Origin of the sequence: Actinoplanes xinjiangensis, assembly GCF_003148685.1 — a bacterium.
GTDB classification, from domain to species: domain Bacteria; phylum Actinomycetota; class Actinomycetes; order Mycobacteriales; family Micromonosporaceae; genus Actinoplanes; species Actinoplanes xinjiangensis.
The window spans coordinates 26,899-51,359 of the sequence record NZ_QGGR01000038.1; the positions used below are offsets into that span (position 1 = coordinate 26,899).

General features: G+C 71.2%; 23 protein-coding genes. 14 read left to right on the forward strand and 9 right to left on the reverse strand.

Features of this window, described 5'->3' with window-relative positions; genetic code table 11:
• Positions 1-20: 20 nt before the first annotated feature.
• Positions 21-1,631 carry a beta-1,3-glucanase family protein gene (locus BC793_RS43745; RefSeq protein WP_109602545.1) on the reverse strand — a complete coding sequence of 537 codons (1,611 nt, stop codon included), beginning with the start codon at positions 1,629-1,631 and terminating at the stop codon, positions 21-23.
• Positions 1,632-1,822: 191 nt separating this feature from the next.
• Between BC793_RS43745 and BC793_RS43750 the strand changes: the two genes are divergently transcribed.
• Together BC793_RS43750 and BC793_RS43755 are read left to right on the forward strand one after the other, a co-directional pair.
• Positions 1,823-4,087, forward strand: a complete 2,265-nt coding sequence (locus tag BC793_RS43750) for a M4 family metallopeptidase (RefSeq protein WP_239170665.1) — start codon at positions 1,823-1,825, stop codon at positions 4,085-4,087.
• Positions 4,088-4,183: 96 nt separating this feature from the next.
• A complete protein-coding gene (locus BC793_RS43755; protein WP_109602547.1) occupies positions 4,184-6,418 on the forward strand; it encodes a putative bifunctional diguanylate cyclase/phosphodiesterase in 2,235 nt (744 codons plus the stop codon).
• A 398-nt stretch (positions 6,419-6,816) separates the two neighbouring features.
• On the opposite strand, the gene BC793_RS43760 is transcribed toward BC793_RS43755, so the two are convergent.
• Together BC793_RS43760 and BC793_RS52585 are read right to left on the reverse strand one after the other, a co-directional pair.
• Entirely contained in the window at positions 6,817-7,452 is a 636-nt protein-coding gene (locus BC793_RS43760) for a DsbA family oxidoreductase (RefSeq protein WP_239170664.1), read from the reverse strand.
• Positions 7,449-7,571 (reverse strand): hypothetical protein, encoded by a 123-nt coding sequence (locus BC793_RS52585; RefSeq protein WP_275416311.1) that lies wholly within the window; start codon positions 7,569-7,571, stop codon positions 7,449-7,451. Before BC793_RS52585 ends, BC793_RS43760 begins: the two co-directional genes overlap by 4 nt.
• Positions 7,572-7,660: 89 nt before the next feature.
• Between BC793_RS52585 and BC793_RS43765 the strand changes: the two genes are divergently transcribed.
• On the forward strand, positions 7,661-8,296 hold the full coding sequence (locus tag BC793_RS43765) for a TetR/AcrR family transcriptional regulator (RefSeq protein WP_109602548.1): 636 nt from the start codon (positions 7,661-7,663) through the stop codon (positions 8,294-8,296).
• A 1,562-nt stretch (positions 8,297-9,858) separates the two neighbouring features.
• Complete coding sequence (locus tag BC793_RS43770; RefSeq protein ID WP_109602549.1) at positions 9,859-11,574, forward strand: galactose-binding domain-containing protein; 1,716 nt, start codon at positions 9,859-9,861, stop codon at positions 11,572-11,574.
• Positions 11,575-11,654: 80 nt separating this feature from the next.
• On the opposite strand, the gene BC793_RS43775 is transcribed toward BC793_RS43770, so the two are convergent.
• The 3 genes from BC793_RS43775 to sigK form a co-directional block, all read right to left on the reverse strand.
• Positions 11,655-13,169, reverse strand: a complete 1,515-nt coding sequence (locus BC793_RS43775; protein ID WP_158319551.1) for a protein kinase domain-containing protein — start codon at positions 13,167-13,169, stop codon at positions 11,655-11,657.
• Positions 13,170-13,236: 67 nt separating this feature from the next.
• Positions 13,237-13,968, reverse strand: a complete 732-nt coding sequence (locus BC793_RS43780) for an anti-sigma factor (RefSeq protein ID WP_109602551.1) — start codon at positions 13,966-13,968, stop codon at positions 13,237-13,239.
• Positions 13,965-14,579, reverse strand: a complete 615-nt coding sequence (gene sigK / locus BC793_RS43785) for an ECF RNA polymerase sigma factor SigK (RefSeq protein ID WP_109602552.1) — start codon at positions 14,577-14,579, stop codon at positions 13,965-13,967. Before sigK ends, BC793_RS43780 begins: the two co-directional genes overlap by 4 nt.
• Positions 14,580-14,959: 380 nt before the next feature.
• Here sigK and BC793_RS43790 point away from each other — a divergent pair, with 380 nt between their 5' ends.
• Complete coding sequence (locus tag BC793_RS43790; protein ID WP_146246736.1) at positions 14,960-15,208, forward strand: hypothetical protein; 249 nt, start codon at positions 14,960-14,962, stop codon at positions 15,206-15,208.
• A 195-nt stretch (positions 15,209-15,403) separates the two neighbouring features.
• On the opposite strand, the gene BC793_RS43795 is transcribed toward BC793_RS43790, so the two are convergent.
• Complete coding sequence (locus tag BC793_RS43795) at positions 15,404-16,252, reverse strand: helix-turn-helix transcriptional regulator (RefSeq protein ID WP_203896611.1); 849 nt, start codon at positions 16,250-16,252, stop codon at positions 15,404-15,406.
• A gap of 97 nt (positions 16,253-16,349) precedes the next feature.
• On the opposite strand from BC793_RS43795, the gene BC793_RS50865 reads away from it, so the two are divergent.
• Together BC793_RS50865 and BC793_RS43800 are read left to right on the forward strand one after the other, a co-directional pair.
• Complete coding sequence (locus tag BC793_RS50865) at positions 16,350-16,604, forward strand: CehA/McbA family metallohydrolase domain-containing protein (RefSeq protein ID WP_203896610.1); 255 nt, start codon at positions 16,350-16,352, stop codon at positions 16,602-16,604.
• Positions 16,517-17,299 (forward strand): LLM class flavin-dependent oxidoreductase, encoded by a 783-nt coding sequence (locus tag BC793_RS43800; protein WP_203896609.1) that lies wholly within the window; start codon positions 16,517-16,519, stop codon positions 17,297-17,299. Before BC793_RS50865 ends, BC793_RS43800 begins: the two co-directional genes overlap by 88 nt.
• 374 nt (positions 17,300-17,673) lie before the next feature.
• Here the strand turns inward: BC793_RS43800 and BC793_RS43805 are convergent, their stop codons facing one another.
• On the reverse strand, positions 17,674-17,961 hold the full coding sequence (locus BC793_RS43805) for a hypothetical protein (protein ID WP_109602554.1): 288 nt from the start codon (positions 17,959-17,961) through the stop codon (positions 17,674-17,676).
• A 221-nt stretch (positions 17,962-18,182) separates the two neighbouring features.
• Here BC793_RS43805 and BC793_RS43810 point away from each other — a divergent pair, with 221 nt between their 5' ends.
• From BC793_RS43810 to BC793_RS43820, 3 genes are all read left to right on the forward strand, one after another.
• Positions 18,183-18,551 carry a class I SAM-dependent methyltransferase gene (locus BC793_RS43810; protein ID WP_158319552.1) on the forward strand — a complete coding sequence of 123 codons (369 nt, stop codon included), beginning with the start codon at positions 18,183-18,185 and terminating at the stop codon, positions 18,549-18,551.
• A gap of 220 nt (positions 18,552-18,771) precedes the next feature.
• Complete coding sequence (locus BC793_RS43815; protein ID WP_146246737.1) at positions 18,772-19,023, forward strand: hypothetical protein; 252 nt, start codon at positions 18,772-18,774, stop codon at positions 19,021-19,023.
• Between the two features lie 55 nt (positions 19,024-19,078).
• Positions 19,079-19,825, forward strand: coding sequence for a class I SAM-dependent methyltransferase (locus tag BC793_RS43820; protein ID WP_109602557.1), 747 nt, complete (start codon positions 19,079-19,081; stop codon positions 19,823-19,825).
• 37 nt (positions 19,826-19,862) lie between these two features.
• Here BC793_RS43820 and BC793_RS43825 read toward each other — a convergent pair whose 3' ends face one another.
• Positions 19,863-20,756, reverse strand: a complete 894-nt coding sequence (locus BC793_RS43825; protein ID WP_109602558.1) for a LysR family transcriptional regulator — start codon at positions 20,754-20,756, stop codon at positions 19,863-19,865.
• 84 nt (positions 20,757-20,840) lie between these two features.
• On the opposite strand from BC793_RS43825, the gene BC793_RS43830 reads away from it, so the two are divergent.
• The 4 genes from BC793_RS43830 to BC793_RS43845 all read left to right on the forward strand — a co-directional run bounded on the left by BC793_RS43830 (position 20,841) and on the right by BC793_RS43845 (position 24,433).
• Complete coding sequence (locus tag BC793_RS43830) at positions 20,841-21,758, forward strand: EamA family transporter (protein WP_109602559.1); 918 nt, start codon at positions 20,841-20,843, stop codon at positions 21,756-21,758.
• Positions 21,759-21,842: 84 nt separating this feature from the next.
• Positions 21,843-22,601, forward strand: coding sequence for an NAD-dependent epimerase/dehydratase family protein (locus BC793_RS43835; RefSeq protein ID WP_109602560.1), 759 nt, complete (start codon positions 21,843-21,845; stop codon positions 22,599-22,601).
• A 166-nt stretch (positions 22,602-22,767) separates the two neighbouring features.
• On the forward strand, positions 22,768-23,652 hold the full coding sequence (locus BC793_RS43840; RefSeq protein WP_239170663.1) for a GNAT family N-acetyltransferase: 885 nt from the start codon (positions 22,768-22,770) through the stop codon (positions 23,650-23,652).
• Positions 23,653-23,656: 4 nt separating this feature from the next.
• A complete protein-coding gene (locus BC793_RS43845; RefSeq protein WP_109602561.1) occupies positions 23,657-24,433 on the forward strand; it encodes an aminotransferase class IV in 777 nt (258 codons plus the stop codon).
• The last annotated feature ends 28 nt before the right edge of the window (positions 24,434-24,461 follow it).

A 24,461-nucleotide genomic window follows, 5' to 3' on the forward strand; every position in this document is an offset into this window, starting at 1 on the left:
GCCCGGCTCGCGAGGGGTTCTCAGCCCCGGCGCCACTTCTGGTTGGCGCCGCCGACACAGGTCCACAGGTGCAGGACCGCGTCGTTGTTCGGGTTCATCTCGGCGATGTCCACACACTTGTTCGCCTGGGGGTTCACCAGGTCACCCGCGCCGTTGAGCACGAACTGCTGCGCCGGGTTGCCGCTACACGTCGCGATCTGGACCGGGGTCCCGTCCGCGGTGCCGCCCCAGGCCACGTCCATGCACTTGTTGTTCTGGGTGCGCAGTGTGCCGTTGACGAACTCCCAGCGCTGGTTGGTGCCGCCGGTGCAGTCCCAGACGATCAGCCGCTGGCCGTCGTTGAAGTTCCCGTTCGGCACGTCGACACACTTGTTGTGCCAGTTGCTGACGATCGCGTTACCGGTGGCCGGCGGCGGGTTCGTCGGCGGCGGGCTGCCGCCGGTGAACGGGGAGAGGATCACCGAGGCCGAGCGCGGGTCGCTGCTGTGCACGAGCGACTCGAAGCCGCCGACGTCGTCGTACGCGAACCCGTACGCCTTCCCGTCGGCCATGTTGGCGTGGATCACCCGTGAGTAGTGGTTGGGCGCGCTGTTGCGGTAGAACTGGCCCGCGTCGAGCACCGGCTCCTGTGTCGACGTGCCGAGGGTGCCCCGGTTCAGCGCGGTGCACAGGGTCCGCTTGATCTCCGGCTCGATGAAGGGCGGCGTGTTCGGCGCGTTGAAGACGCCGTCACAGCCCCAGACGTTGCCGGTGGTCGGCTTGGCCACGGTGGCCACCTGTGCGCCGGCCGAGTCGGTGAAGACCATGGTGTTGCCGGAGGTGCGGCCGAAGAACCGGCGGTTCGGCTCGTTGACCCGCGGAACCACGGTCAGGGTCCGGCTGGTGTAGGAGTTCCATGCCGAGGTGATGTACGAGTCGAGGTAGTTGGCGTTCATCAGCCCGGCGTCCATCGCCTTGCCGGGGGCCAGAACGCGCAGGACTGTCCCGTCCGAGCGGGTGATGACGGAACGGCTGAAGTCGCTGATGCCGCGAATCTGGTCGATCACGTTCTGCCGCCCGTTGCTGACCGGGTCGCCGGTGCGGATGGTCCGCCCGTCGGCGCCGGTCACGGTGACCGCGTGCGGGAGGGCGAACATGTCGACCTGTGAACTGTTGAGCCACAGCCCCGCGTCGTTGTAGGTGAACTCCGACCAGTCGAAGAGGGTGTCCCGGTTGGGGTCGCCGCCGGCCCACGGCGCGGGCTGGACCAGGCCGTCCGGGGTGAGCCGGAAGTCCAGCTTGCGGCCGAGCGAGAAGTACATCCGGGCCGAGATGAACCGCGGGAACCGGACGGTGACGCTGCCACCGTTGGCCGGCCCGGCGATCGAGACGTCCGGCGCGGGGGTGGGCGGGAGCCCGCCGGCCGGCCAGTTGGTGAACTGGCCGGCCGCGTTGACGTAGCCGAGCCGTCCGCCGGGCCGGATGTCCTGACCCAGGATGTAGAGGTGGACCGGCTCGCTGCGGCCGGTGTTGTTGGTGACCGTCACGGGCAGCAGGTCAGGGCCGATGGCCTGGGCCGGAGCCTGGGTGACGGTCAGTGCGGCAGGGATGGCGATCAGGGCGACCGCCAATGCCTTGAGCATGCCTTTCATGGGGACTCCTCGGGGAAGAGAGCGCTCTCACAGCGTTGCCGCACTGTTAACAGTTGTCAATATTTCAGTTAGGTTTCTTAAAAAGTTACCGGACGGTATGACCCTAGAGATATATACGGCCATCGTGGTGCGATCCCCATACTGATGCGACACATAGCCATGTGTGAATGTCAGGTTCGGGGAGGAACCGAGTGAACAAAGCTTTTGCACTGACCAGCGCCACCCTGCTGGTCGGTAGCGCGCTCGTGGCCACCGCCACGGGCACCTCAGCCGCACCGCCGTCCCCCGCCGCGCCGCCGTCCGAAGCACAGGCGGCCGCCCGCGCGGAGACCCACATCGCCACCCGCCCCGCCGACATCGAAGCCGCCGACGGCGAGACCTACCGGGTCTACCGCGCCACGGTCGACGTCAACGGCGCCTCGCACGTCCGCTACGACCGCCTCTACCACGGCCTGCGGGTCTACGGCGGCGACTTCGTCGTGCACAGCAAGCCGGGCGGCGCCTACGACGGTGCCTCGGTCGGGCTGGAGGCCCCGCTCACCCTCAGCGTCACCCCGAAGATCACCGCGGCCAAGGCGGCCAAAACCGCCGAGGCGAACTTCGAGGGCACCCGCACCGCCACCGGCACTCCCGAACTGTTCATCGACGCGAGCGACGGCAGCGGCCGCCTCGCCTGGGAGACCGTGGTCAGCGGCTGGGCCCCCGACAAGCAGACCCCCTCCCGCCTGCACGTCATCAGCGACGCCCAGACCGGCGCGTACATCGGTGAGTTCGACCAGATCGAGACGGTCGCCGGCACCGGCAACAGCGTCTACTCCGGCGCCGTCACCGTCGACACCACGCTGTCCGGCTCCACCTACAGCATGATCGACCCGCTGCGCGGCAACGGCCGCACCTGCGACATGAACAACGGCACCAGCACCTGCACCACCTTCACCGACGCCGACAACACCTGGGGCACCGGCGCCACCTCCAACCGCCAGTCGGCCGGCGTCGACGCCCACTTCGGCGCGGCGAAGACCTACGACTACTTCAAGAACGTGCACGGCCGCAACGGCATCTTCGGCACCGGCGCGGGCGTGCCGTCGCGGGTGCACTACGGCAACGCGTACGTCAACGCCTTCTGGGACGGCGCCCAGATGACCTACGGCGACGGATCCGGCAACACCAAGCCGCTGGTCTCCCTCGACGTGGCCGGCCACGAGATGGCGCACGGCGTGACCGAGGCGGTCGTCTCCGGCGGCCTCACCTACTCCGGCGAGTCCGGCGGCCTCAACGAGGCCACCAGCGACATCTTCGGCTCGATGGTCGAGTTCTACGCCAACACCACCTCTGACCCGGGCGACTACCAGGTCGGCGAGAAGATCAACATCAACGGCAACAACACGCCGCTGCGGTACATGTACAACCCCACCCTGGACGGCTCGTCGCACGGCTGCTGGTCGACCAGCACCAACAGCATCGACGTGCACTACTCGTCCGGACCGGGCAACCACTTCTTCTTCAACCTGGCCGAGGGCACCGGCGCCACCGCGTTCGGCACCTCCCCGGTCTGCGGTTCGGCCCCGGCCGTCACCGGCATCGGCCGCACCAAGGCCGGCGCCATCTGGTACCGGGCGCTCGACACCTACTTCACCTCCAACACCCGCTACGTGAACTCGTCGACCCCGGCCAACACGTCCCGCGCCTACACGCTGCGGGCCGCCACCGACCTGTACGGCTCGTGCTCGACCGAGTACAAGGCCGTCCAGGCCGCCTGGACCGCGGTCAACGTCGCCGGCAACGACGCGACCTGCTCCACCGGCAACGACTTCTCGGTGTCGCTCAACCCGGCCGCCGCCTCGGTGAACCCGGGATCGTCGGCCACCGCCACCGTCAGCACCGCGGTCACCGGCGGCAGCGCACAGACCGTCGCCCTCACCGCGTCGGGCCTGCCGGCCGGCGCCACCGCGAGCTTCAGCCCGTCGTCGGTCACCGCCGGCGGCACCTCGGCGCTGACCATCGCCACCACGACGGCCACCCCGGCCGGCACCTACGCGGTCACCATCAGCGGCGCCGGAACCTCGGCCACCCGCACGGCCACCTTCTCGCTGACCGTCAACGGCGCCGGCGGCACCTGCTCCGGCACCAACGCCGCCGACGTGACGATCTCCGACAACGCCACGGTCACGTCGCCGATCGCGATCAGCGGCTGCGCCCGCAGCGCCTCGTCGACCAGCAAGGTCGAGATCCACATCGTCCACACGTACGTCGGTGACCTCGTGGTCGCCCTCGTCGCCCCGGACGGCAGCGTCTACAACCTGCGCAACCGCAGCGGTGGCAGCGCCGACAACATCGACACCACGTACACCACCAACCTCTCCTCCGAGGCGGCCAACGGCACGTGGACCCTGCGGGTCCAGGACGCCGCGAACGCCGACACCGGATACATCAACAGCTGGACCCTGACCCTCTGATCCCTCGGTGACAGCACACTCCGCGGTCATCGCCCTGGCGGGTGGTGATCGCGGAGTGCCGCTAAGCCCCGGCGCGGAGATACCGATACGACAGACGTGAGAGACCGGTGGGCCGTCTCCTCCTGGGTTCTGCTGGGCGCCGGAGCGCCGACCGCCGTGCTCGTCGGTGTCGCGGATCCGCCCGGCGCCACCTACGGCTACCTGGCCGGCGTCCTCGTCTGCGTGATCGCGGCAGCCGTCGGCATCCGCCACAACGTCCCGGTCGGTCACCGCCGCCCCTGGCTGCTCCTGCTGGCCGCGGAGGTGGTCTCGCTGACCGGCGAGTCCATCCGGCTGGTGGCCGAGAGCGGCACCGTCCTGGCCATGCTCCCGGACGCCGCCCTGCTCCCCATCTATCTGCTGCTCACCGCGGGCACCGCCGACCTGGTACGCCGCACCCGGGCCACCGCCGACGACCCGGCCCGGGTGGACGCCGCCCTGATCGGCGTCGGCGCCGCGCTGCTGGTGTGGTCGCTCTGGATCGAGCCGTGGATCGCCGGTGACGACCCACGATGGCAGAACCTGGTCGCGGCGGCGCTGCCACTGGCCGCCGGGATGCTGCTGACCATCGCCCTGCCGATGCTGCTGCTCGGCCGGACCCGCGTCCCCGCGATGTGGTTCTTCGTCGCCAGCGGGGTGACCCTGCTGGCCGCGAACATCGTGCTGGCCAACCGCGGCTGGTTCGTCCAGGGCCCGGACGGCATCCCGCTCAAGCTCATGGGCGCCCTCGTGCTGGCCACCGACTTCGCCATCGCCGCCTGCGTGCTGCATCCCACCGTGCGCGTCCTCACCGAGCGGGTGTCGGCCCGCTCCCACGTACTTCGTCGCGGCCGGACCGCCCTGATCAGCGCGACGCTGTGCGTGCCGACGATCCTCGGCGTCGCCGCGCCGCCACGGAGTCAGACCTTCTCACTGGTACGGGCGATGCTGTCGCTGGCCCTGATCGGCATCGTGGTCGCCCGCGTGGTGCGGGCCAACAACTCCCGGGCCCGCGCCGAACAGGAGGCCCGCTGGCGTGCCGAGCACGACTCCCTGACCCGGCTGCCCAACCGGGAGCGGCTGGCCGTCACCGTGGCCGGCTGGACCGCCCCGGACACGGAGGTGAGCGTCCTACTGCTCGACCTCGACCGGTTCAAGCTGGTCAACGACCACTGGGGCCACGAGGTCGGCGACGAGATGCTGCGCGTGGTCGCCGGCCGGATCACCGCCACCGTCCGCGCCGAGGACCTGGTCTGCCGGACCGGCGGCGACGAGTTCGTGATCGCGACCGTCTTCCCGGCAGGCTCCGGAGACGCCGCGGCCGGGCAGCTGGCCGGGCGCCTGCTCACCGCGCTGATCGAGCCACTGCCGCTGTCGGTCGGGGCGGTCGACACCACCGCGTCGATCGGCATCGCCACCGCGGCCGCCGGCACCAGCGCCGTGGCACTGCTGCGCGACGCCGACACGGCGATGTACCGCGCCAAGGAATCCGGCCGCAACCGCTGGGCCGCCTTCGACCCGGGGCTGCGCGAGCGGCTGCGGCGCAGGTTCACCCTGGAACGCGCGCTGTCCGGCGCCCTCGACCACGGCGAACTGGACGTGCACTACCAGCCGATCGTGCACCTGCCGACCGAGCGGGTCGACGGGTTCGAGGCCCTGATGCGCTGGACCCACCCGGAACTGGGGCAGGTGTCGCCGGTCGAGTTCATCCCGATCGCCGAGGACACCGGCCTGATCGTCGCGGCCGGAGCCTGGCTGCTGGAGGAGGCGGCGGCCCGCACCCTCGCCTGGCGGCAGGCGGCGCCCGTGCACGTGTCGGTCAACCTGGCCGTACGGCAGTTGCGTGAGCCCGGCCTGGTCGACCGGGTCGCGGACATCCTGGCCCGCACCGGGCTCCCACCGGAGGGCCTGTGGCTGGAGATCACCGAGTCCGGGTTCATGGAGGACCCGGACGCCTGCCTGCACACCCTGCACGAGCTGCGGAACCTCGGCATCACCCTGTGCATCGACGACTTCGGCACCGGCTTCTCGTCGCTGAGCTACCTCCAGCGGCTGCCGGTGACCATCGTCAAGATCGACCGGGCGTTCATCACCGGCGTGGGTGACGGCGGGCCCAACGAGCCGATCGTACGGGCGGTCCTCGCCATGTCCCACGCGCTCGGCCACCGGGTTGTGGCCGAGGGCGTCGAGACCGCCACCCAGCGGGACTGGCTGCGGGCCAACGACTGCGACTTCGCCCAGGGCTGGCTCTACGGCCGGCCACTGCCCGCCGCGGAACAGACGGCCGTCCGTACCCCCGCCCACCAGCCGTAGCCCAGCCGCCGTCCCGCATCTCCGACGGCCCGCCGCCGACCTCGTCGGCGGCTGTGCTCCGGCTGCCGGTTGCGTTGTGGCTGCGGGTTGGGCTCCGTCCGCCGGTTGGGCCGTGGCTGCCGGTTGTGTTAGGGCTGCCGGTTGGGTTGCGGTTGGCGGTTGGCTTGTGGCTGCTGCTGCGGCTACTGGTTGGGCCGCTGCCCCGGCGGTTCACCGACGTGCCGGCCGGTCCGCGCGGACAGCCTTCGGACGGCCGCCTGGAACCGGCAGCCCGTGCGCGGACAGCCCCCGGACGGCCGCCTGCAACCGGCAGCCCGCCACCGGTCCGCCCACGGGCGGACCGGGCAGCCCGTAGATGGCAGCCTGTGAAGGTCCCCCTCGACCGCACGGGCGGCCGGTCAGCTTTCCGCGTGGACCTTGTTGAGGGCGCCCAGGAAGGCGTCGGCGGACTGGGCGCCGGAGATGCCGTACTTCTGGTTGATCAGGAAGAACGGCACGCCGCTGATGCCCAGCTGCCGGGCCCGCTGGATGTCGGCGTCGACCTCGGCGCCGTACTTGGTGCCGCGGACCACGTCGGCCGCCTCCTCCGCCGGGACGCCGACGCCGGCCGCGAGCCGGACCAGCGTGTCCGGGTCGTCGACCACCGCGGCTTCGGACAGGTGGGCCTTGAGGAGTGCCTCGTGCATCTCGGTGCCGAGGCCGTGCTCACCGGCCAGGTGGGCGACCCGGTGCGCGTCACGGGTGTTGACCGAGATCGCGTTGCCCAGGTCGTAGGTCAGGCCCTCGGCCTCGGCGAGCTGCGTGACCTGGTGGGTCATCGCCCGCACCTGCGACGCGGGCGCTCCGATCTTCTTGGCCAGCATCTCGTGGACCGGCTCCCGGCTGCCCTGCGGGATGGTCGGGTCGAGCTGGAAACTGTGCCAGGTGACGGTGACGTCATGCTCGAACCGGCCGAGCGCCGTCTCCAGGCGCCGCTTGCCGATGTAGCACCACGGGCAGACCACGTCGGACCAGACGTCGATGCGGATGCTCACAGGCACACTCCGTTCTCGCAGACCGGCGCGTCCTCGGCGCCGTCGAGGATGATCAGTTGCGGCAGCTCCTCGGCGGGGATCTCCTCGTCGGCGATCTGCTCAGCTGGGGTCTCCGGCACGGCCGCTCCTCCGCTATCCTGACCCGAGGGTCAACTTGTCCGGCAACGGTAGCAGACATGTTGACCGCAGGGTCAAGTTATGGAGGGGCATGCGAGCGGACGCACAGCGCAACGCGGCCAGACTGCGCGCCGCCGCCGCCGACCTCTTCCAGGAGCGCGGCCTTCAGGTTTCGCTCAAGGAGATCGCCCGGCGCGCCGGGGTGAGTCACGGCACGCTCTACAACCTCTTCGGCTCGCGCGAGGCGCTGATCGACGAGGTGATCGCCGATCTGGCCGCCGTCCGACTCGGTGACGCCGCCCGTGCGGCGCTGGCCTGTCCCGACCCGTGGCAGGGCTTCGCCGGTTACGTCGCCGAGGTCTGCGAGCTGCAGGCCACCGATCCGGCCCTGGGTGACGTGCTGACCCGTCGCTTCCCGGATGCGAGCCGCCTCATGGCCGTCTGCGACAACTCGTACTCCGCCGCCGAGTCGATCATCGATCGGGCCCGCCGGGACGGTTCCCTGCGACCCGACTTCACCGCCGCCGACCTGCTGTTCTTCCTCGCCTCGCACGCGCCGCTGGCCCGTTCCGCGGCGGCGGCCGGCTCCGACTCGTGGCGGCGAGCGGTCGGCTTCATGCTCGACGGCCTGCGGACCCCGGCGGCCACCCCGCTGCCCACCGCGCCGATGACCCCGCAACAGATCAACCACCTGCTCATCGAGGGCTCCGCCACGCCGGCCGGCTGAGCACCTGACAAAGAACGCCGATCCCCGGAGCCCGAACACGCACCGCACCTGCTGCGGCCCACTTTCGCCACAGTGACGCTCCGCGCTGGCCTGAGCCTCGGCGACGCCCAGACCGCCGCCCGCCACACCGACCCTCGGACAACCCCGCTGCGACCTTGCCTGCAACAACCTCTGCCAGGCCCGCAAGAACCTAGACCGCACCTGCAGCAACCTCGGCCGTGCCTGCAGCAACCTCGACCACTCCCGTAAGAACCTAGACCAGGCCCGCAGCGATATCGGTCCTGCCCGCAACGACTCCGACCGCCCCCACAACGACCTCACCGCACCGCAGCGATCTCGGCATGCCAGCAAGAAGCTCGCCCACGCCTGCAAGAACCTAGACCGCATCTCCAGCGATCTCGGCCGTGCCTGCAGCAACCTCGACCAGCCCCGCAAGAACGTAGACAGTGCCCGCAGCGATCTCGGCCGCGCCAGCAAGAAGCTCGGCCGCGCCAGCAGATCCTCGCCGCCTTCATGGCCTCTGGAATGTCGCCGAGCTCAAGGCTTGACCGTGCCGATGAGAAGGCGCTCTACGTCAAGCCCGCCGCACAGGATCGGGCCGCTCGGAATGCGGCGTTCCAACGCTCACTTGATCAATCGGCTGTGGGTTATGGCTGCTTCCTGGGCCGGGAGGTAGCCATAACCCACAGGTGGGCTCTCAGATCGGCCGAAGATGATCGTCCGCCTATGCGGAAGTGCTCTAACCGGCCCGCCTCGCCTCCATGCAGAGGAGTCGCTGCCGGACCCGGCTCCCTCACATGCGGCTGTCCGCACCTGTTGGAGGCGCCGAAGACCACTGGTGTTCGGCGGCAGGGCGAGCAACGGCAGGCCCAGGGCGCCGGAGTTCTAGCAGGCCTCCGCCTCTTGTCGAGGCGGGTCCATCTCCGACGATGAAGGCTCAGCATTCTGTTCGAAGCGTCGGTGCCGCGAACCGGTTCCGTATTCGCTTATCAAGGCGGGCGGGGTGCGAAGAACGATCATCGTTCGAAGCGAACCTCACGAAGGTTTGCCTTTGCCTGGCACCTTGCCGGGCGGGGCGCCCGCTTCGCGGACTGCCGGGGCGGGCGGCCGCTTCCCGGACTGCCCGGGCGGGCGGCCGCTTCCCGGACTGCCCGGGCGAGTGGCCGCTTCGCGGACTGCCGGGGGCGGGGTGGTCGGCTGATCCGGGGCGCCATCGTCCCGTCGGTAAGTCGAAGGGAACGGCATGGCTACCTCGACGGTGCTCCGGCTCGGGGCTGGATCCGGGGAAGCGCTTTCTCAAGAGGCCGGGCGGCGGGCGTTCACGGGCGGTTCGGGGCGGTCATCGGGGTGCTGTGGAGGCGGTGGGGAAGGGGTGCCAGGTTCCGGAACTTCGGCGGTGGAGAGGCTCTGAGCAGCGCTAATGCGGAACCGGTGCCGGAACCGGTTTCGGGGGGCATTGACACCCCTCTACGACGGCTGCCACGGTGGCGGGCAAGAGAGCGGTTTCACAGGCTGTTCCCCAACTGGAAACTGTTTCGTCACATCTCGAGGAGTCCCGTCCCATGATCACTCCTGCCCGAAAACGGCCGCGCTCCGGCCGTACCAGAAGGATTGCTCTCGCCGTCGGTCTCGCCGGTCTGATGGCCGGCTTCGTCGCGGTGACCAGCGGCCCCGCGGCGGCCGCCGAGGTTCTCGTCTCGCAGGGAAAGGCGGCGACCGCGTCGTCCACCGAGGCCGCCGGCGCCTACCTCGCGGCCGAAGCCGTCGACGGCAACACCGGCACACGCTGGGCCAGCACCTACGCGGCCACCCAGTGGTTCCAGGTCGACCTCGGCGCCTCGACCGCGGTCAGCCGGATCGCGATCAACTGGGAGGCCGCCTACGCCCGCGGGTTCAACGTCCAGTTCTCCACCAACGGCAGCACCTGGACCCAGGCGTACGCGACGACCACCGGTACCGGCGGCCAGCAGAGCATCACCGTCTCCGGCACCGCCCGTTACGTGCGGATCAACCTCACGCAGCGGGCGCTGGAGGCCTACGGCTACTCGTTCTGGGAGTTCCAGGTCTACTCCGGCGACGGTGAGAACCCGCCGACCGGGGCCACGCGGCTGCTCTCCTACGGCAAGCCGGCGCTCGCCTCCACCTGGCAGAACGACGTCAACTGCAACCCGTGCAGCCCGGAGAAGGCGTTCGACAACGACCCGGCCAGCCGGTGGGCGACCAGCTCGACCAACGGCTGGGTGGACCCGGGGTGGATCTCCGTCGACCTGGGCGCCACCGCCCAGATCAGCCAGGTCGTGCTCCAGTGGGACCCGGCCTACGCCCGCGCCTACCAGCTGCAGGTGTCGGCGGACAACGTCAACTGGACCACCTTCTACAGCACCACCACCGGCGACGGTCTGAAGGACGTCGTCAACGCCACCGGCACCGGCCGTTACGTGCGGATGTACGGCACCGCCCGGAGCAGCGCCTACGGCTACTCCCTGTGGGAGTTCAGTGTCTACGGCACCGGCGGCAACCCCACCGCCCCGCCCGCACGACCCGCCGACCCGACCTTCCCCGCCACCCGCCTGGTCTTCGCCGACGAGTTCAACGGCGCGGCCGGCAGCAAGCCGGACACCGCCAAATGGACGTACGACCCGGGCGTCCCGCAGAACGGCGAAGTCCAGTACTACACCCCCAACAGCGAGAACGCGTCGATGAACGGCTCGGGCTCGCTGGTCATCGAGGCGCGCCGGCAGGACTACCAGGGCCGGCAGTACACCTCACACCGGATGAACACGAGCAACAAGTTCAGCGTCCAGTACGGCCGGATCGAGGCCCGCGTCAAGGTGCCGAAGGGCAATGGGCTCTGGCCGGCGTTCTGGCTGATGGGTGACGACTTCCTCCAGGGGCGGCCGTGGCCGTACAACGGGGAGATCGACATCATGGAGGTCCTCGGCCGCAACACCAGCGAGGCCTACTCGACGCTGCACGCGCCGGCCTACAACGGAGCCGGGGGGTACGGCCAGAAGTACGCGACCGTCGACCTGTCCCAGGACTACCACGTCTGGGCGGCCGAGTGGGACAGCAAGGGGATCCGCTTCTTCCTCGACGGCCGGCTCGTCTTCGACGCCGCCAAGGAGACCGTGGAGAACACCCGCGGCCCGTGGATCTTCGACCACAAGTTCTACCTGATCCTCAACCTGGCCGTCGGCGGCGACTTCCCCGGCCCGATCGACGCCACCACCCCGTTCCCCAGCCAGATGCTGGTCGACTACGTCCGCGTCTACCAGTAGCAGGCCGGAGTCCCTGAGCGAACATGATGTCCCGTGCGGCGGCCGAACCGGCCGCCGCACGGGAGCAGGGCGAGCAGCGATCATCGTCGGGATTCGAAGAGTTCGACGAGCTGCCGTTGCAGGGCGGCGCCGGCGGCCCAGCCGGAGTCGGCGACCGTCCACCGCAACAGGTACGAACGGGTGTCGTCGACGGCGACCAGGACCCGGCGCTCGTGCCGCACCTCGTCCGAGCCGGGCCGCCAGGTGTACTCCCAGTCCGCGCCGCCCCGTTTCAGCAGCAGGACACCCATGCTGATGCGCTGATAGCCGGGCAGGTCACCGCGGGCCCGTTCCGCGGCCTCCCGGTTTTCCCAGTAGTCGAGCGGCCGGCGGGTCACGACCGCGGCGACATTGACGGTGAACGCGCGGGCGCCGTCCGCATCGGTGAAACACACCTCGTTGCCGGCCGCCGACCGCTGCCAGCCCGGCGGCAGAGCCAGCGCGAAACCGGCCGGATCGCGGAACCACACCCAGCCGTCCGGCAGCCCGGCCGGGATGTCGCGGGTGGCGGCGGCGACCGGAGTCATGGCGGCGCCCGGACCACAGGCGTCCACCCGATACGACATCAGCGCCGCCGGTGTCCGGTCGGCGGCGGCAGCGGATCCGGCAGCCGGCGGCACCACGACCGCCGGCCGGCCGGCGGACCTCGCGGTGGTGACGGCGGCGACTGCGGTGCCACTGAGTGCCACCGCGATGGCGGCACCGCTCAGACCGAGCCGGAGCCTGCGCACCGCCGTGGACCTTCTCTCCGGAGCCGCCGGGGGACGGATCGCACCTCGGGGTGCCGGGGGATCGGCGGCCGCCGCCAGCCGCCGGGCGATCGCGGCTCCCGACGGACGTCGCCCCGGATCCCGGTCCAGCACCGCGAGCAGCAGCGGCGCCAGCGGCCCGGCCAGCACCGGCGGGTCCGGCGGTTCGCTGATCAACGCCCGTAGTGCGGTGGCGCCGTCGGCCCGCGTGAACGGGGGCCGGCCCTCGACCGCGAAATACAGCGTCGCCGCGAGCGACCACAGATCGCCGGCCACCCCCGCCACCCCGGCCTCGCGGGCGAGCAACCGCTCCGGGGCGATGTAACTCGGCGATCCCAGCCTCGGATCGGGGCCGTCCCCGCTGACCATGGCCAGCCCGAAATCGGTCAGGACCACCCGGCCCTCCGGGGTCAGCAGTACGTTGTCCGGCTTGACGTCGCGGTGCAGGACCCCGGCGGCGTGCGCACTGCGCAGTGCCGCCAGCATCCGCAGACCGATCCCGGCCGTCCGGGCCGGGGACAGCGGGCCGTCCTCGACGACGACCCGGTGCAGCGAACGCGACGGCACGTGCTCCATCACGATCCACGCCCGGTCATGGGTGGTGAGCACGTCGTAGATCTTCACCACGCCCGGATGGTCCAGGCGTGCCGCGGCCCGCGCCTCCCGTACCGGGCTGGCCGGGCTGGTCAGTTCCTTGATCGCGACCGTTCGTTGCAGCAGCGTGTCGTCGGCCCGCCAGACCCGGCCCATCCCACCGGACCCGATCACCTCCAGCAGCCGGTAGCGGCCACCCAGCTCTCCGGCCATCCCCGGATCCCCCATCCCGTCGTCGATGGGGGATTCGGAGCCGGGCGGCCCGCGGATGGGTCCTTCGTCAGGCCAGATTCACCAGCGCGTCCAGCGGGGCGGTCGGGGTCGCCGACTCGGGCGCCTTCTCGATGGTGACGCCCACGTTCGACACGGCGGGCAGGCCCTCGACGACCTGCACGGCCGCCGACTGGCCCTCGCGGAGCGCGCCCGCCGACGCCGGTGCGCCGGACCGGATCGTCCACATCTGATAGACGCTCCCGGCGGCCGGGGCGCTGTCCGCGGTCAGCATGATGACACCCGCGTTCTGCAGCCGGGAACTCGACACCGTCACCCGGCCGCCGCTCTTCAGCGTCTCGGAACGTGTCTGCACGTCCGGGGCGCCGAGGATCGACCGGACCCGGGCCTCGCTCGCCTGCGCGGCCTCGAGGCGGGACTGCGCGTCGCGTACCCGCTGGTCCTGGACGGTATAGACCGCCACGGCCGCTCCAGCCGCGGTGACCAGCGCGGCGGCCGCGGCGACCAGGCGCATCCCGCGCCGGGACCGGGGCTGCGGGCGCGCCACCATCGTCGGCGGCAGCTGACGGATGGTCGAGATCTCGGCGAGCACGTTGTCGCGCAGCCGGGGCGGCGGCACCGACCAGGCGCCGTCCGCCAGCCGGGCGGTCACCTCGAACAGTTCGTCCGCCTCCTGCCGGCACACCTCGCAGTCGCGCAGATGGCGGTCGAAGGTGGCCCGGTCGATGTCGTCGAGCGCGTCCAGCACGTAGGCGCCGATCAGCGAGTGGACGTCGGTCATGCGGCCACCTCCGGAGTCAGGCAGTCCCGCAGCCTGATCAGGCCGTCTCTCATTCTGCTCTTCACCGTCGGTAACGGCACCCGTAAGAGCTCGGAGACCTGCGGGTACGAGTGGCCCTGATAGAACGCCAGGGTCACCGCCTGCCGCTGCACCTCGGTCAGGGCGTCCAGGCAGTGCCGCACCTGCTGGCGTTCCAGGCGCACCGCGACCTCGTCGGCCACCTCGTCATAGGGGGTGTCCACCGAGGCGGCGGCCACCCGGGCGGCCCGGTCACCGGCGGCCTGCTCGGCGCGCACCCGGTCCACCGCCCGCCGATGCGCGATCATGAAGATCCAGGCGGTCGCCGACCCCCGGTCCGGATCCCAGCGGGCCGCGTTACGCCAGATCTCCACCAGGACCTCCTGCGCGACCTCCTCGGCCTGCGCCGGATCCCGCAACACCCGCCGGACCAGGCCGTAGACACGTGGCGTGACCAGGTCGTACAGCTTGCCGAACGCCTTCTCGTCGCCGCGCGCCACCGACGCCAGCAACAGTCCGGCATCCGGCACCGTCTCCGGGGTCGGCACCGGAGTCAGATGCTCCGGCCGATCCCCGACGCCACGCTCTGCCATCGTTCTCCATCCCGCATCGACTCGTCCGGGTGGGGTTCGGAGCCACCACGGCCGCGGATGGGTGCCTTTTCGAACGGCCGGCGGATTCTGTCATCTGGCTACCATGCGCGACCCTCACGTGTCACCCGATCGGTGCGGACGGGCTGGTCTACGCTCATGGGATCTTGAACGGCAGGGACGGGGCGATGATGACGAAGTGGCCGCTCACGGCGGTGGTGGGGGTTCTCCTGGCGGTGGCCGGCTGCACGGGTTCCGGTTCGTCGCCCTCATCGCCTTCCGGTGTCTCCGCCCCTTCGTCCGCTCCGCCGGCCGTTTCGTCGTCTGTTCCGCCGGCTGCCTCGTCGTCGTCTCCGGCCGTCGTCGGCCGGTCTGGGGAGTTCGTGCGCGTGGTCCGTGCGCAGCTCGCCGACATCGCGGCCGGCCGGAGCGACGCCGACATCCAGGCGGTCGCGGACACCGCCTGCGCCGGCCTCGCCGCCGGCCGGTCCACCGACGAGATCGTGGACTCCACCCGGTCCCTCGGCACCCTCGACGCCGAGGCCACCGATCACGCCACCGCCCGTGAGCTGATCAAGCTGGCGATCGACACGACCTGCTTCGACCAGCGCGGACGTGTCGACGAGTTCTGACCCGGTGCACGGGCCGACGGGCTGAACCCGCGGCCGCGCCCCGGCCGATCCGCTGGTAGGCGGATGTTCACGGTCGTATCCGGCCGATCCGCGGTCGGCGGATGTTCACGGTCGCGCCCGGTCGAGCCGCCGTTGGCGCCGCCTCAGCGCCGGCCGACGACCAGACCGTTGCGGGCGGCTGCGGAAGTTGGCCGGTCAGCCGGCCAGTTGCAGTGCCGGCGTCTCGAGCCGGGCGAGCGCGGCCGCCGTCACCGTGTCGGCGGGCAGCAGAACGACCAGACGCTGATCGTCGCCGGCGGGCAGCTCCAGCACCTCGTAGGCCAGCCGTAACGGGCCGGCCAGCGGGTGGGCCAGCCGGAGCACACCGCTGGCGCACGGCAGCCCCGGAACCGTCTCGACCCGCCGGCTGAAGACCTCGCCGGCGGTGATCGTGAGGTCGTCGGCGAGGGCGGCGATGTGCGGGTCGGCCCGGAACGGCCCCTGCTTGAGCGCCGCGACCTCCTCATCGGCGATCTTCTCCCAATCGGGGTACGCACTGCGCGCCCGCTCATCGGTGAGAACGAACCGGGCGACGTTGGGCTGTGGCGCGTCCAGCAGCCCGACCGGGCCCATCAGCCGCCCATACGCCGTCGTGTGGGCCAGGACGTCACCGAGCCGATTGAGCAGCACGGCCGGCGAGGGCTCGAGCCGATCGAGCACCGCCCGCACGGTGGGACGCACCGTGCGCGCCGGCCGGGTGTTGCCGCCGAGGCAGTTGTAACCGGGATCGGACGCCTTCGTCAGCCGCAACAGGTGGGCGCGTTCAGCGGGGGACAGGCGCAGGGCGCCTGCGAGAGCCGACAGCACCTGCGGCGACGGACGGCGGTCACGGCCCTGCTCCAGCCTGGTCACATACTCCACGCTAACCCGGGCGAGAGCGGCCACCTCGGACCGGCGCAGTCCTGGGGCACGCCGGCGTGGGCCGGCGGGCAGCCCGACCTGGGCCGGAGTGATCGCCTCCCGGCGGGTCCGCAGGAACAGTCCGAGTTCGTTGTCGCTCACCATCCGACCGTAACAACGCCGTGGACCCTCAAGGTGTCCCTCCTGGTACCACTATCAGCACGGCCTCCACAACGGCTTCCGGCCGGAGCATGCTCGGGACATGAAGGAACGGATCGTCTTCGGGTTCGGGGCGCACACCGACATCAGCGAGGGGCCGGAGCTGCTCCGGGCGGCGCAGCAGGCCGACCGGGACGGCCTAGACGTCTTCTCCCTGTCCGACCACCCCTATCTCGGCGGGCGGCTGGACGCGTACGCGACGGTCGGTTCGTGCTCGGTGCCACCCGGCGGCTGGCCGGTTTCGCCAACGTCACCAATCTGCCCACCCGGCCTGCCGCCGTGCTGGCCCGCACCGTGACGTCGTTGTCCGCGCTGTCCGGTGGCCGCGTCGTGCTCGGCATGGGCGCCGGCGGCCGGTGGGACCGGATCAGCGACATGGGCGTGCCACGGTTGTCGCCGGGCGAGGCCGTCGACGCGTTCGAGGAGGCGATCCTCCTGGTGCGCAAGCTGTCCGGTGGTGGGCCTCCGGTCACCCACCACGGCCGCCACTACCGGGTCGAGGGCATCGAGCCGGCCCCGGTCGCCGCGCCTCCGGTGTGGACCGGCTCGGTCGGACCACGATCCCTAGCGGTGACCGGCCGGGTCGCCGACGGCTGGATCCCCGGTCATGCCGCCGATTGGCTCAGCGCGCGCTATCACAGCTCGCGGCCGGTGATCGACGACGCGGCGGCAGCGGTGGGCCGCGATCCCCGGCACATCCGGACCGTGTTCAACCTGCCTGGGCGGATCACCGACCGGCCGCTCGCCGCCCCGCGCGACAGGGACGGCCGATGGGCCGGTGGCTCCGCCGGTCAGTGGATCGAGGAGCTGACGTCGGCCGTCCTCGACCATGGTGCGTCCGGGTTCCTGCTTTTCTCCCCGTCCGGCGGCACTCCGGATCCGGCCTCGCTCGCCCGCTGGGGCGCGGACATCGTCCCGGCTGTCCGCGAGGCGGTGGATTCGCGGCGCGGCCCCGACATTCCGGCTCCGGGGCCCGGTGCAGATCGTGTCTGACGGCGAGGCTTCACGGGGGTCGCCTTACGGCACCGGGCGGTCCTGGCCTCCTGCTGTTCTGACGGCGAGGCTGTCACGGGGGTCGCCCTACGGCACCGGGCGGTCCTGGCCTGCTGCTGTTCTGGCGGCCAGGCTGTCACGGGGGTCGCCCTACGGCACCGGGCGGTCCTGGCCTGCCTGCTTGTTGCATGTCGGCCGGGTGATCAGCACCGAGTGCCTGATCGATGCGATGTGGGGCCACGACCAGCCGGAGACGGCAGTTGCGGCCGACCAACGGTGAGGCAATGCGCCCGGAGGCCATCCGAACGCACTGACGTCGACAGAGGTCGCCGACCGGCTGTCTCCAGCCGGTGGCGGCGGCGATCAACTGGTGATCAGAAGGGGGGCGCGCCCTCTCCCATCAAAGCCAGCACGACGCCGCCCTTTCCCCTCTTCAGGCCCTGGACCACGACCTTGCCGGTGCTGCCGTCGGGCAGCTCCAGCGTGAAGGTCTTCCCGACCGCGTTCTTGGGTCCGTTGCCGGCACTGTTGGCGGGCCGGAAGTCACCCGCCCACGGCGGGGTCCCACCCTTGCGGGCCGGCTCGGCGAAGAGGGCGGCGGTGCCGGGGGTCCGGGTGCCGTCCGAGGAGAGAAGCTCTGAGGCGCTGCGATAGGTAGCCATATACCGCAAGGTTATCGCGGACTGCCCCCGTTCGGTGCCGCGGCGACTGTGCCGTTCGACGAACGATCCCGAAAAGCGCCGCCGATCCCTTCGGGCTGCCCCCAGCTTGCGCCCCGCCCGGGCCGGAACGGGGGCACCGGACCCGACGCTTACGGGGCGTGCCGGCAGGCGACGGGTATATGGGTGGACGCCCTCCGCCGATCGGTCTGATGATCCTGCCCATGCGGGATGCGTGGATCGATGTCTTCGCCCGGGTCGCGGAGTCCTACGACACCGTCGTCCCGTTCTTCAGCTCCTTCGGCCGGCTCATGGTCGCCGCGTTGCCGCCGCCGGCCGTGGGCGCACGGCTGCTCGACGTCGGCGCGGGCACCGGGGCGGTGGCGCTGACGGCCCGGCACCGCGGGTACGAGGTGTCCGCGGTCGACGGTTCGGCCGCGATGGTGACCCGGCTGTCCGCCTCGTTACCGGGCGTGCAGGTGGCGGACGCCGCGGCCCTGCCCTTCGGCGACACCACGTTCGTCGCCGACCTCGCCGACCGGCCGGAGATGCTGCTGCGCCGGGCGGCGGTGCTGTTCACGGCCCGCGCGTAGGCCCCGTGTCGTCCAGAGTGTGAGCCATCGGATTCATCACCCCGCAGACGAGGCTCATGATGATGCCGGATGCGAGTACCGGGAGGTTCTGGAGTGGAGCGCAGCTCGATCCCCACAAGGGCTACCTGAAGTGACGACCCACGGAGAGCATCGCATCCGTACGTGGCGGCGTCCGTCGGAGGTGACGCCGGGCTCGGCTGTCGCGCGTCAGCTGGACCTGATGAGGCGGCTGGTGGACGGTCACCTCACCGGGCCGGACTTCGCCCGCGCCTGGCTGGCGGCGCGCCGCGACCTCCTGCACGGCGGCGAGCGCGTCCGGGAACCGTTCGAACGCGCCCTGAGCGAGGTCTTCTACCTCCTCGACGACTATCCGATCGATCCGGCGCTGCGTTCTCCCGGCGACACCACCGACGAACAACTTCATCAGGGTGTACGCGACGCGCTGGCGAAACTGGCCGATCTGGAACGCTGAGGTGCTCCGGCAGGTCGCCGCCGAGGGACACCGTTGCTGCTAGCGTGTCGCATCGATGGATGCAGCTGATTTCTATACCGGAATCGTCGTCGACGCCTATGCGAAGCTGAAATCGGCTCATTTCGACCCCGAGCCGTATGCGGAGTTCATCGCGGTGACGGGCCAGCCGGCTCTCGAGATCGGCTGTGGGGACGGAGAGCCGCTCCTGGAGCTCGTCCGGCGTGGGCTCGACATCGACGGTCTGGACTCCTCCAGCGACATGCTCGAGCGCTGCCGGATCAATGCCTCAGCGCTCGGCGTCGACGTCGCTCTGTACCACCAGAAGATGGAACAGCTGTCTCTGCCGCGACGGTATCGTTCCATCTATCTGGCGGGCCCGACGTTCAATCTGCTGCCTGACGACTCGACGGCGCTCCAGGCTCTCCGTGCGATCCGGGAACACCTGACCACCGACGGCGCGGCGCTCATCCCGCTGTGGATTCCGGACCCCACACCGCCGGAGGAACTGGGGCTGACGCGCGAAGCCTCCGAGGACGACGGTGCGGTGCTGCGCTATACGCCGCTCGCCGAGGTGTATGACGAAGCGGCGCGGGTGCGGACGACCACCACCCGATACGAGCGCATCACCGCCACGGGTGTCGAGAGTGTCGAGCGCGCATGGGTTCTGCACTGGTACACCTCCGGATCCTTCGAGGCACTGTGCTCCGAAGCGGGGCTTCGGGTGACCGCGGTGACCGACGATGACGGCCACCCCGTCACGTCGGCAGCCACCGATTTCATGGTCACCGTGCGACGAGGCTGACCGGGACCGGAACGCGTGACGGCGTCCCGGACCGGGCTCAGGAGGTGGCCGGGACGGTCTGGAGGAGGTTCAGCAGCAGGGCCAGGGGCGGCCAGCCGGTGCGCCCGGCGCGGACGACGGCGTACGTGCGCAGCACCGGCCCGGGGTCGCGCAGAGGCAGGAGGCGCACGCCGGTGCGGGTGGGCTGGTCGGCCGGGAGCAGGCCGACGCCCAGACCGGCCACGACCAGGTCCTGGAGCAGGAGCAGGCTGTCGGCGCGGTGGGTGACCAGCGGCTCGAAGCCGGCCATCCGGGCGATCGTGCGGACCACCTCCTCGTCCGCTGCGCCGCGGGAGTTGACTATCCATTCGGCGTCGCGGTAGCGGGTGAAGACCTCCGGGGCGGGTGCGTCCGGCAGCGGGTCGGCGGCCGGTACGCCCAGGGCCCACGGCGCCGACCACAGCGGACGTGCGGTGACCGAGCGGTCCAGTGGCGCGGGTGCGAGGTTGAAGTCGTAGGTGAGGGCCAGGTCGATGTCGTCCGACGCGATCAGGGCCAGGGCCTCGGTGGGTTCGTGTTCGTGGATGTGTACCCGTACCCGGGGATGATCGACGGCCAGGGCGGCCGCGACCGGCATCAGTGATCGCCGGATGGCCGTGCCGAAACCGGCGACGCGCAGCGTCCCGGCGGGTTCCGCGGCGGGGTCCAGGTCGAGTCTCGCGGCTTCCAGGGCGGCCAGAATCGTCACCGCGTGCTCGGCGAGCCGCCGGCCGGCCGGGGTGAGTCGCACGCGACGGCCCTCCGGCTCGACGAGCGGGGTTCCCGCTTCGCGGCTGAGCGCGGCGATCTGCTGGGAGACCGTCGAGGTGGTGGTGTACATCTCATCGGCGACCGCTCGCATCGACCCGAGACGGGACAGCATCAGCAGAGTCTCCAGGCGGCGTACGTCCATGCCGTCATTGTTAAGCCTGCACGAACGGTATGTACACCATCGTCATGTGGACGCGAACGGTTTCCGGGCCGTCTACTACCGGACATGACCGTTCTCGCCTCGCCGCCCCGGAGCGCGGCCCGCACCGGCACGGCCTTCGCCGTCGCCTCGATGACCTGTGTGCAACTCGGCCTCGCCGTCTCGGTCGATCTGGCCGGGCAGATCGGCGCGCTCGGCGTCGCGTGGCTGCGGCTGGCCTGGGCGGGCCTGATCCTGGTGGTTCTGGCCCATCCGGCCGTGACCGCGGCGATCCGGTCCGCGGCCGGCCGGCTCACCCGCCGGGCGACGGCACCCGCGGGCCGGGCCGGTAGCCGGATCAGCCGCTCGGGGCTGATCGGGGCGGTCGCGCTGGGTGTCGTCACCGCCGGGGTGACGTTGCTGTTCATGCTGGCGGTGGCGCGGCTGCCGCTCGGTACCGCGAGCGCTCTGGAGTTCCTCGGCCCGCTCGGGGTGGCGGTCTTCCGCGGCCGGCGTCTGCTCTGGCCGCTGCTGGCCGGGGCCGGTGTGCTGCTGCTGACGTCGCCGTGGCACGGTGACGTCGACCTTCTCGGTGTCGCGTACGCGCTGGGGGCGGCCGTCTGCTGGGCCGCCTACATCCTGCTCACCCAGCATGTCGGGGACGAGGTGTCCGGGATCCGGGGTCTGGCGATCTCGATGCCGGTGGCCGGCCTGGTCGCGACCCTGGTGGCGGCTCCGTCGGCGATCGGGATGCTGACGCCGCAGATCGTGGTGACCGGCCTGTTCCTGGCGGTGCTGCTGCCGGTGGTGCCGTTCGTCCTGGAGTTCCTGGCGCTGCGCCGGCTGACGACGGCCGCCTTCGGCACCCTGATGAGCCTGGAACCGGCGATCGCCGTAGTGGTCGGCTTCGGCCTGCTGCATCAGGCTCCCGGCTGGGCGGCCCTCGCCGGTATCGCCCTGGTCGTCACGGCCGGCGTGGGCGCCGAACGGGCGGGCGCCCGCTGACGGTCCCTCGCCGGCGGTGCCGGTGCAGCGAAGCCGGGTGGGAGCGGCATGTTGATCGGCCGCGCTTCGGGGAATCAACCGCCCATGGCGGTGATACTGATGACCGGGGCCTCCGGCCGGATCGGCACCCTGCTCCGGAAACGGCTGGCACACCACGAGCTGCGTCTGACCGATCTGAGGCCCGACGACGGCGTCGCGGCACTGGACGTGACCGACGGCGCGGCCGTGCGGCGGGCCGCGCGGGGCGCCGACGCGATCCTGCATCTGGGCGGCATCGCCGACGAACAGTCCTTCGAGGACGTGCTGGCCGCGAACGTCCGCGGTACCGAAGGGGTGCTGTCCGGGGCCCACCACGCCGGCGTGCCCCGGGTGATCATCGCGTCCAGCAACCACGCGGCCGGTCTGTGGTCCCGCGATGAGGCCGGCCCCGGCGGTCTCGCCGACGACGTGTCCCCGCGCCCGGACTCCTACTACGGCTGGAGCAAGGCCGCGATCGAGTCGCTGGCCCGTCTGCACCACGAGCGTGACGGCCTGCACGTCGTCTGCCTGCGGATCGGCAGATGCGCCGACCGGCCGTCGACTCCCCGCGAGCTGGCGGTGTGGCTGTCACCGGACGACATGGCGAGGCTGGTCGAGGCGTCGCTGACCGCGACGGGCTGGCACGTGGTCTGGGGTGTCTCGGCGAACACCCGGCGCTGGTGGTCGGCGGCGGGCGGCCGGGCGATCGGCTACCGGCCGCTGGACGACGCCGAGGACTGGGCGGCCGAGGTGGGGGAGCCGGACCCGGGGAGTACGGCGGACCGCCTCGTGGGCGGGGGTATCCCGGGAACCCGGACGAAATAGGTGGCGCCGGGACCGTACGACTGGTGGAATGGGCGCTTCGGCAACCCAGCGATCAAGAAAGGAGGGCGAGCCATGTACCGCACGACATACCCGCTCACCTCCTGCCGGGCACAGGGCTGACCAGCCTCCCGGCCACGGAGTGGGCGCCTCTGATCTGGAGAACGCCTTGACACCGTTGACCATCCGTCCCGCCGTCATGCCCGGCGAGCTGGATCTCTTCAACTCCTTCCCGTACCCCCTGAACGTGGAGATCGCCGGCGACCTGGCCGCCGGCCGCCGACGTCCGGAGTGGCTGTGGCTGGCCCTGCGCGGCGACCGGGTGACCGCCCGGGCCGCCTGGTGGTCCCGCCCCGGCGACGAACATCCGCTGGTCATGGACTTCCTCGACGTGGCCGACGGCCACCTCGACGACGCGGTCCAGCTGGTACGGGCCGCGCTGCCCGATCCCGCGCCCGAGTTCACCCGCTTCCTCCCGCCGGACTGGCGGCGGTCCGGCTCCGACACGTGGATGTCGGTGCTGGAGGAGTGCGGGGCGAAACCGTTCGTGGAGCGGTTGCGCCTGCAGTGGGAGCCGGGCACCCCGGTTCCGGCGCCGTCCGGCCGTCTGACGTTCCGCCCGGCCGGCGACGGCGAACTGATCGATCTGATGACGCTGGTGCTGGAGGGCTCCCTGGACGCCCACAGCCGTGACGAGCTGACCCGGATGACCCCCCGCGAGTGCGCCGAGGAGCAGTTCCGTACGGAACTGACCCAATACCCCAGTCCCCGGGAGTGGTGGCGGATCGCGGCACTGCCGGACGGCGACCCGGTCGGGTTCGTGATCCCGGCGCACAACGGCTACAACCCGATCATCGCCTACATCGGGATCGTCCCGGCGCACCGCGGCCGCGGCCACATCGACGACCTGCTCGCCGAGGGCACCCGCATCCTCGCGGCCGAGGACGTGCCCCGGATCCGCGCGGCCACCGACGTCGGCAACGTCCCGATGGCGGCCGCGTTCGCCCGGGCCGGCTACCGCACGTTCCAGCGTCAGGTCGACATGATCTGGTAGCCGTGTGACCCACGTCGAGATCAACGGTGCCGCGCCGGCCGTCGAGGCGCTGCACCGGGCCGCCGCCTGGGGGTTCGGCCACTACACGTCCATGCAGGTGCGTGGACGTGCGGTGGCCGGCCTCGACCTGCATCTGGCCCGGCTGCGCGAGGCGTCCGCGGAGTTGTTCCCGGACGACCCCGCGCCGCCGGACGACACGATCACCGCGCTGATCAGCCACGCCCTGCGCGACGAGCGGGACGCCTCGGTGCGGGTCACGGTGCTGCCCGGCATGGACGTCATGGTGTCGGTGGACGCCCCGGCCCCGGACGTCCCACGACCGCCGCTGCGGGTGCGCACGGTTCAGTTCGAACGGCAGCTGCCGCACCTCAAGCACTGCGGCACCCTCGCGCAGACCCACCAGGCCCTGGCGGCGAGACGGGCCGGATTCGACGACGTGCTGTTCCTCGGCCGTGAGGGGCTGATCTGCGAGGGCTCGGTCTGGAACGTGGTCTTCTGGGACGGCGACCGCGTCGTCTGGCCGGCGGCCCCGATGCTGGCCGGCATCACCATGCGGGTCCTGCGCCGCACCCTGACCGATCTCGGCCTCCCGCAGACCGAACGGCCGCTCCCGCTCGGCGCGACGACCGGCCTCCCGGCCGCGGCGGCGACCAACTCGCATCTCCCCGACCAGGCGATCCAATCGATCGACGAGATCGACTTCCCGGCGTACGGCCACCTGACCGCCCTGCTGCGCCGAGCCTGGAACGAAGTCCCGTGGCAGGCCCTTCCGCCGCGCTGACACCGATGCCGTGCCGGGTGTCCTGGAA

Excerpts from the sequence above, each read along its gene's own strand:
- BC793_RS43745 (WP_109602545.1), bottom strand. The coding sequence starts at position 1,631 with ATGAAAGGCATGCTCAAGGCATTGGCGGTCGCCCTGATCGCCATCCCT.
- BC793_RS43765 (WP_109602548.1), top strand. The coding sequence starts at position 7,661 with ATGCGAGCGGACGCACAGCGCAACGCGGCCAGACTGCGCGCCGCCGCC.
- BC793_RS43770 (WP_109602549.1), top strand. The coding sequence starts at position 9,859 with ATGATCACTCCTGCCCGAAAACGGCCGCGCTCCGGCCGTACCAGAAGG.
- BC793_RS43775 (WP_158319551.1), bottom strand. The coding sequence starts at position 13,169 with ATGGCCGGAGAGCTGGGTGGCCGCTACCGGCTGCTGGAGGTGATCGGG.
- BC793_RS43780 (WP_109602551.1), bottom strand. The coding sequence starts at position 13,968 with ATGACCGACGTCCACTCGCTGATCGGCGCCTACGTGCTGGACGCGCTC.
- sigK (WP_109602552.1), bottom strand. The coding sequence starts at position 14,579 with ATGGCAGAGCGTGGCGTCGGGGATCGGCCGGAGCATCTGACTCCGGTG.
- BC793_RS43795 (WP_203896611.1), bottom strand. The coding sequence starts at position 16,252 with ATGGTGAGCGACAACGAACTCGGACTGTTCCTGCGGACCCGCCGGGAG.
- BC793_RS50865 (WP_203896610.1), top strand. The coding sequence starts at position 16,350 with ATGAAGGAACGGATCGTCTTCGGGTTCGGGGCGCACACCGACATCAGC.
- BC793_RS43805 (WP_109602554.1), bottom strand. The coding sequence starts at position 17,961 with ATGGCTACCTATCGCAGCGCCTCAGAGCTTCTCTCCTCGGACGGCACC.
- BC793_RS43810 (WP_158319552.1), top strand. The coding sequence starts at position 18,183 with ATGCGGGATGCGTGGATCGATGTCTTCGCCCGGGTCGCGGAGTCCTAC.
- BC793_RS43815 (WP_146246737.1), top strand. The coding sequence starts at position 18,772 with ATGAGGCGGCTGGTGGACGGTCACCTCACCGGGCCGGACTTCGCCCGC.
- BC793_RS43820 (WP_109602557.1), top strand. The coding sequence starts at position 19,079 with ATGGATGCAGCTGATTTCTATACCGGAATCGTCGTCGACGCCTATGCG.
- BC793_RS43825 (WP_109602558.1), bottom strand. The coding sequence starts at position 20,756 with ATGGACGTACGCCGCCTGGAGACTCTGCTGATGCTGTCCCGTCTCGGG.
- BC793_RS43830 (WP_109602559.1), top strand. The coding sequence starts at position 20,841 with ATGACCGTTCTCGCCTCGCCGCCCCGGAGCGCGGCCCGCACCGGCACG.
- BC793_RS43835 (WP_109602560.1), top strand. The coding sequence starts at position 21,843 with ATGGCGGTGATACTGATGACCGGGGCCTCCGGCCGGATCGGCACCCTG.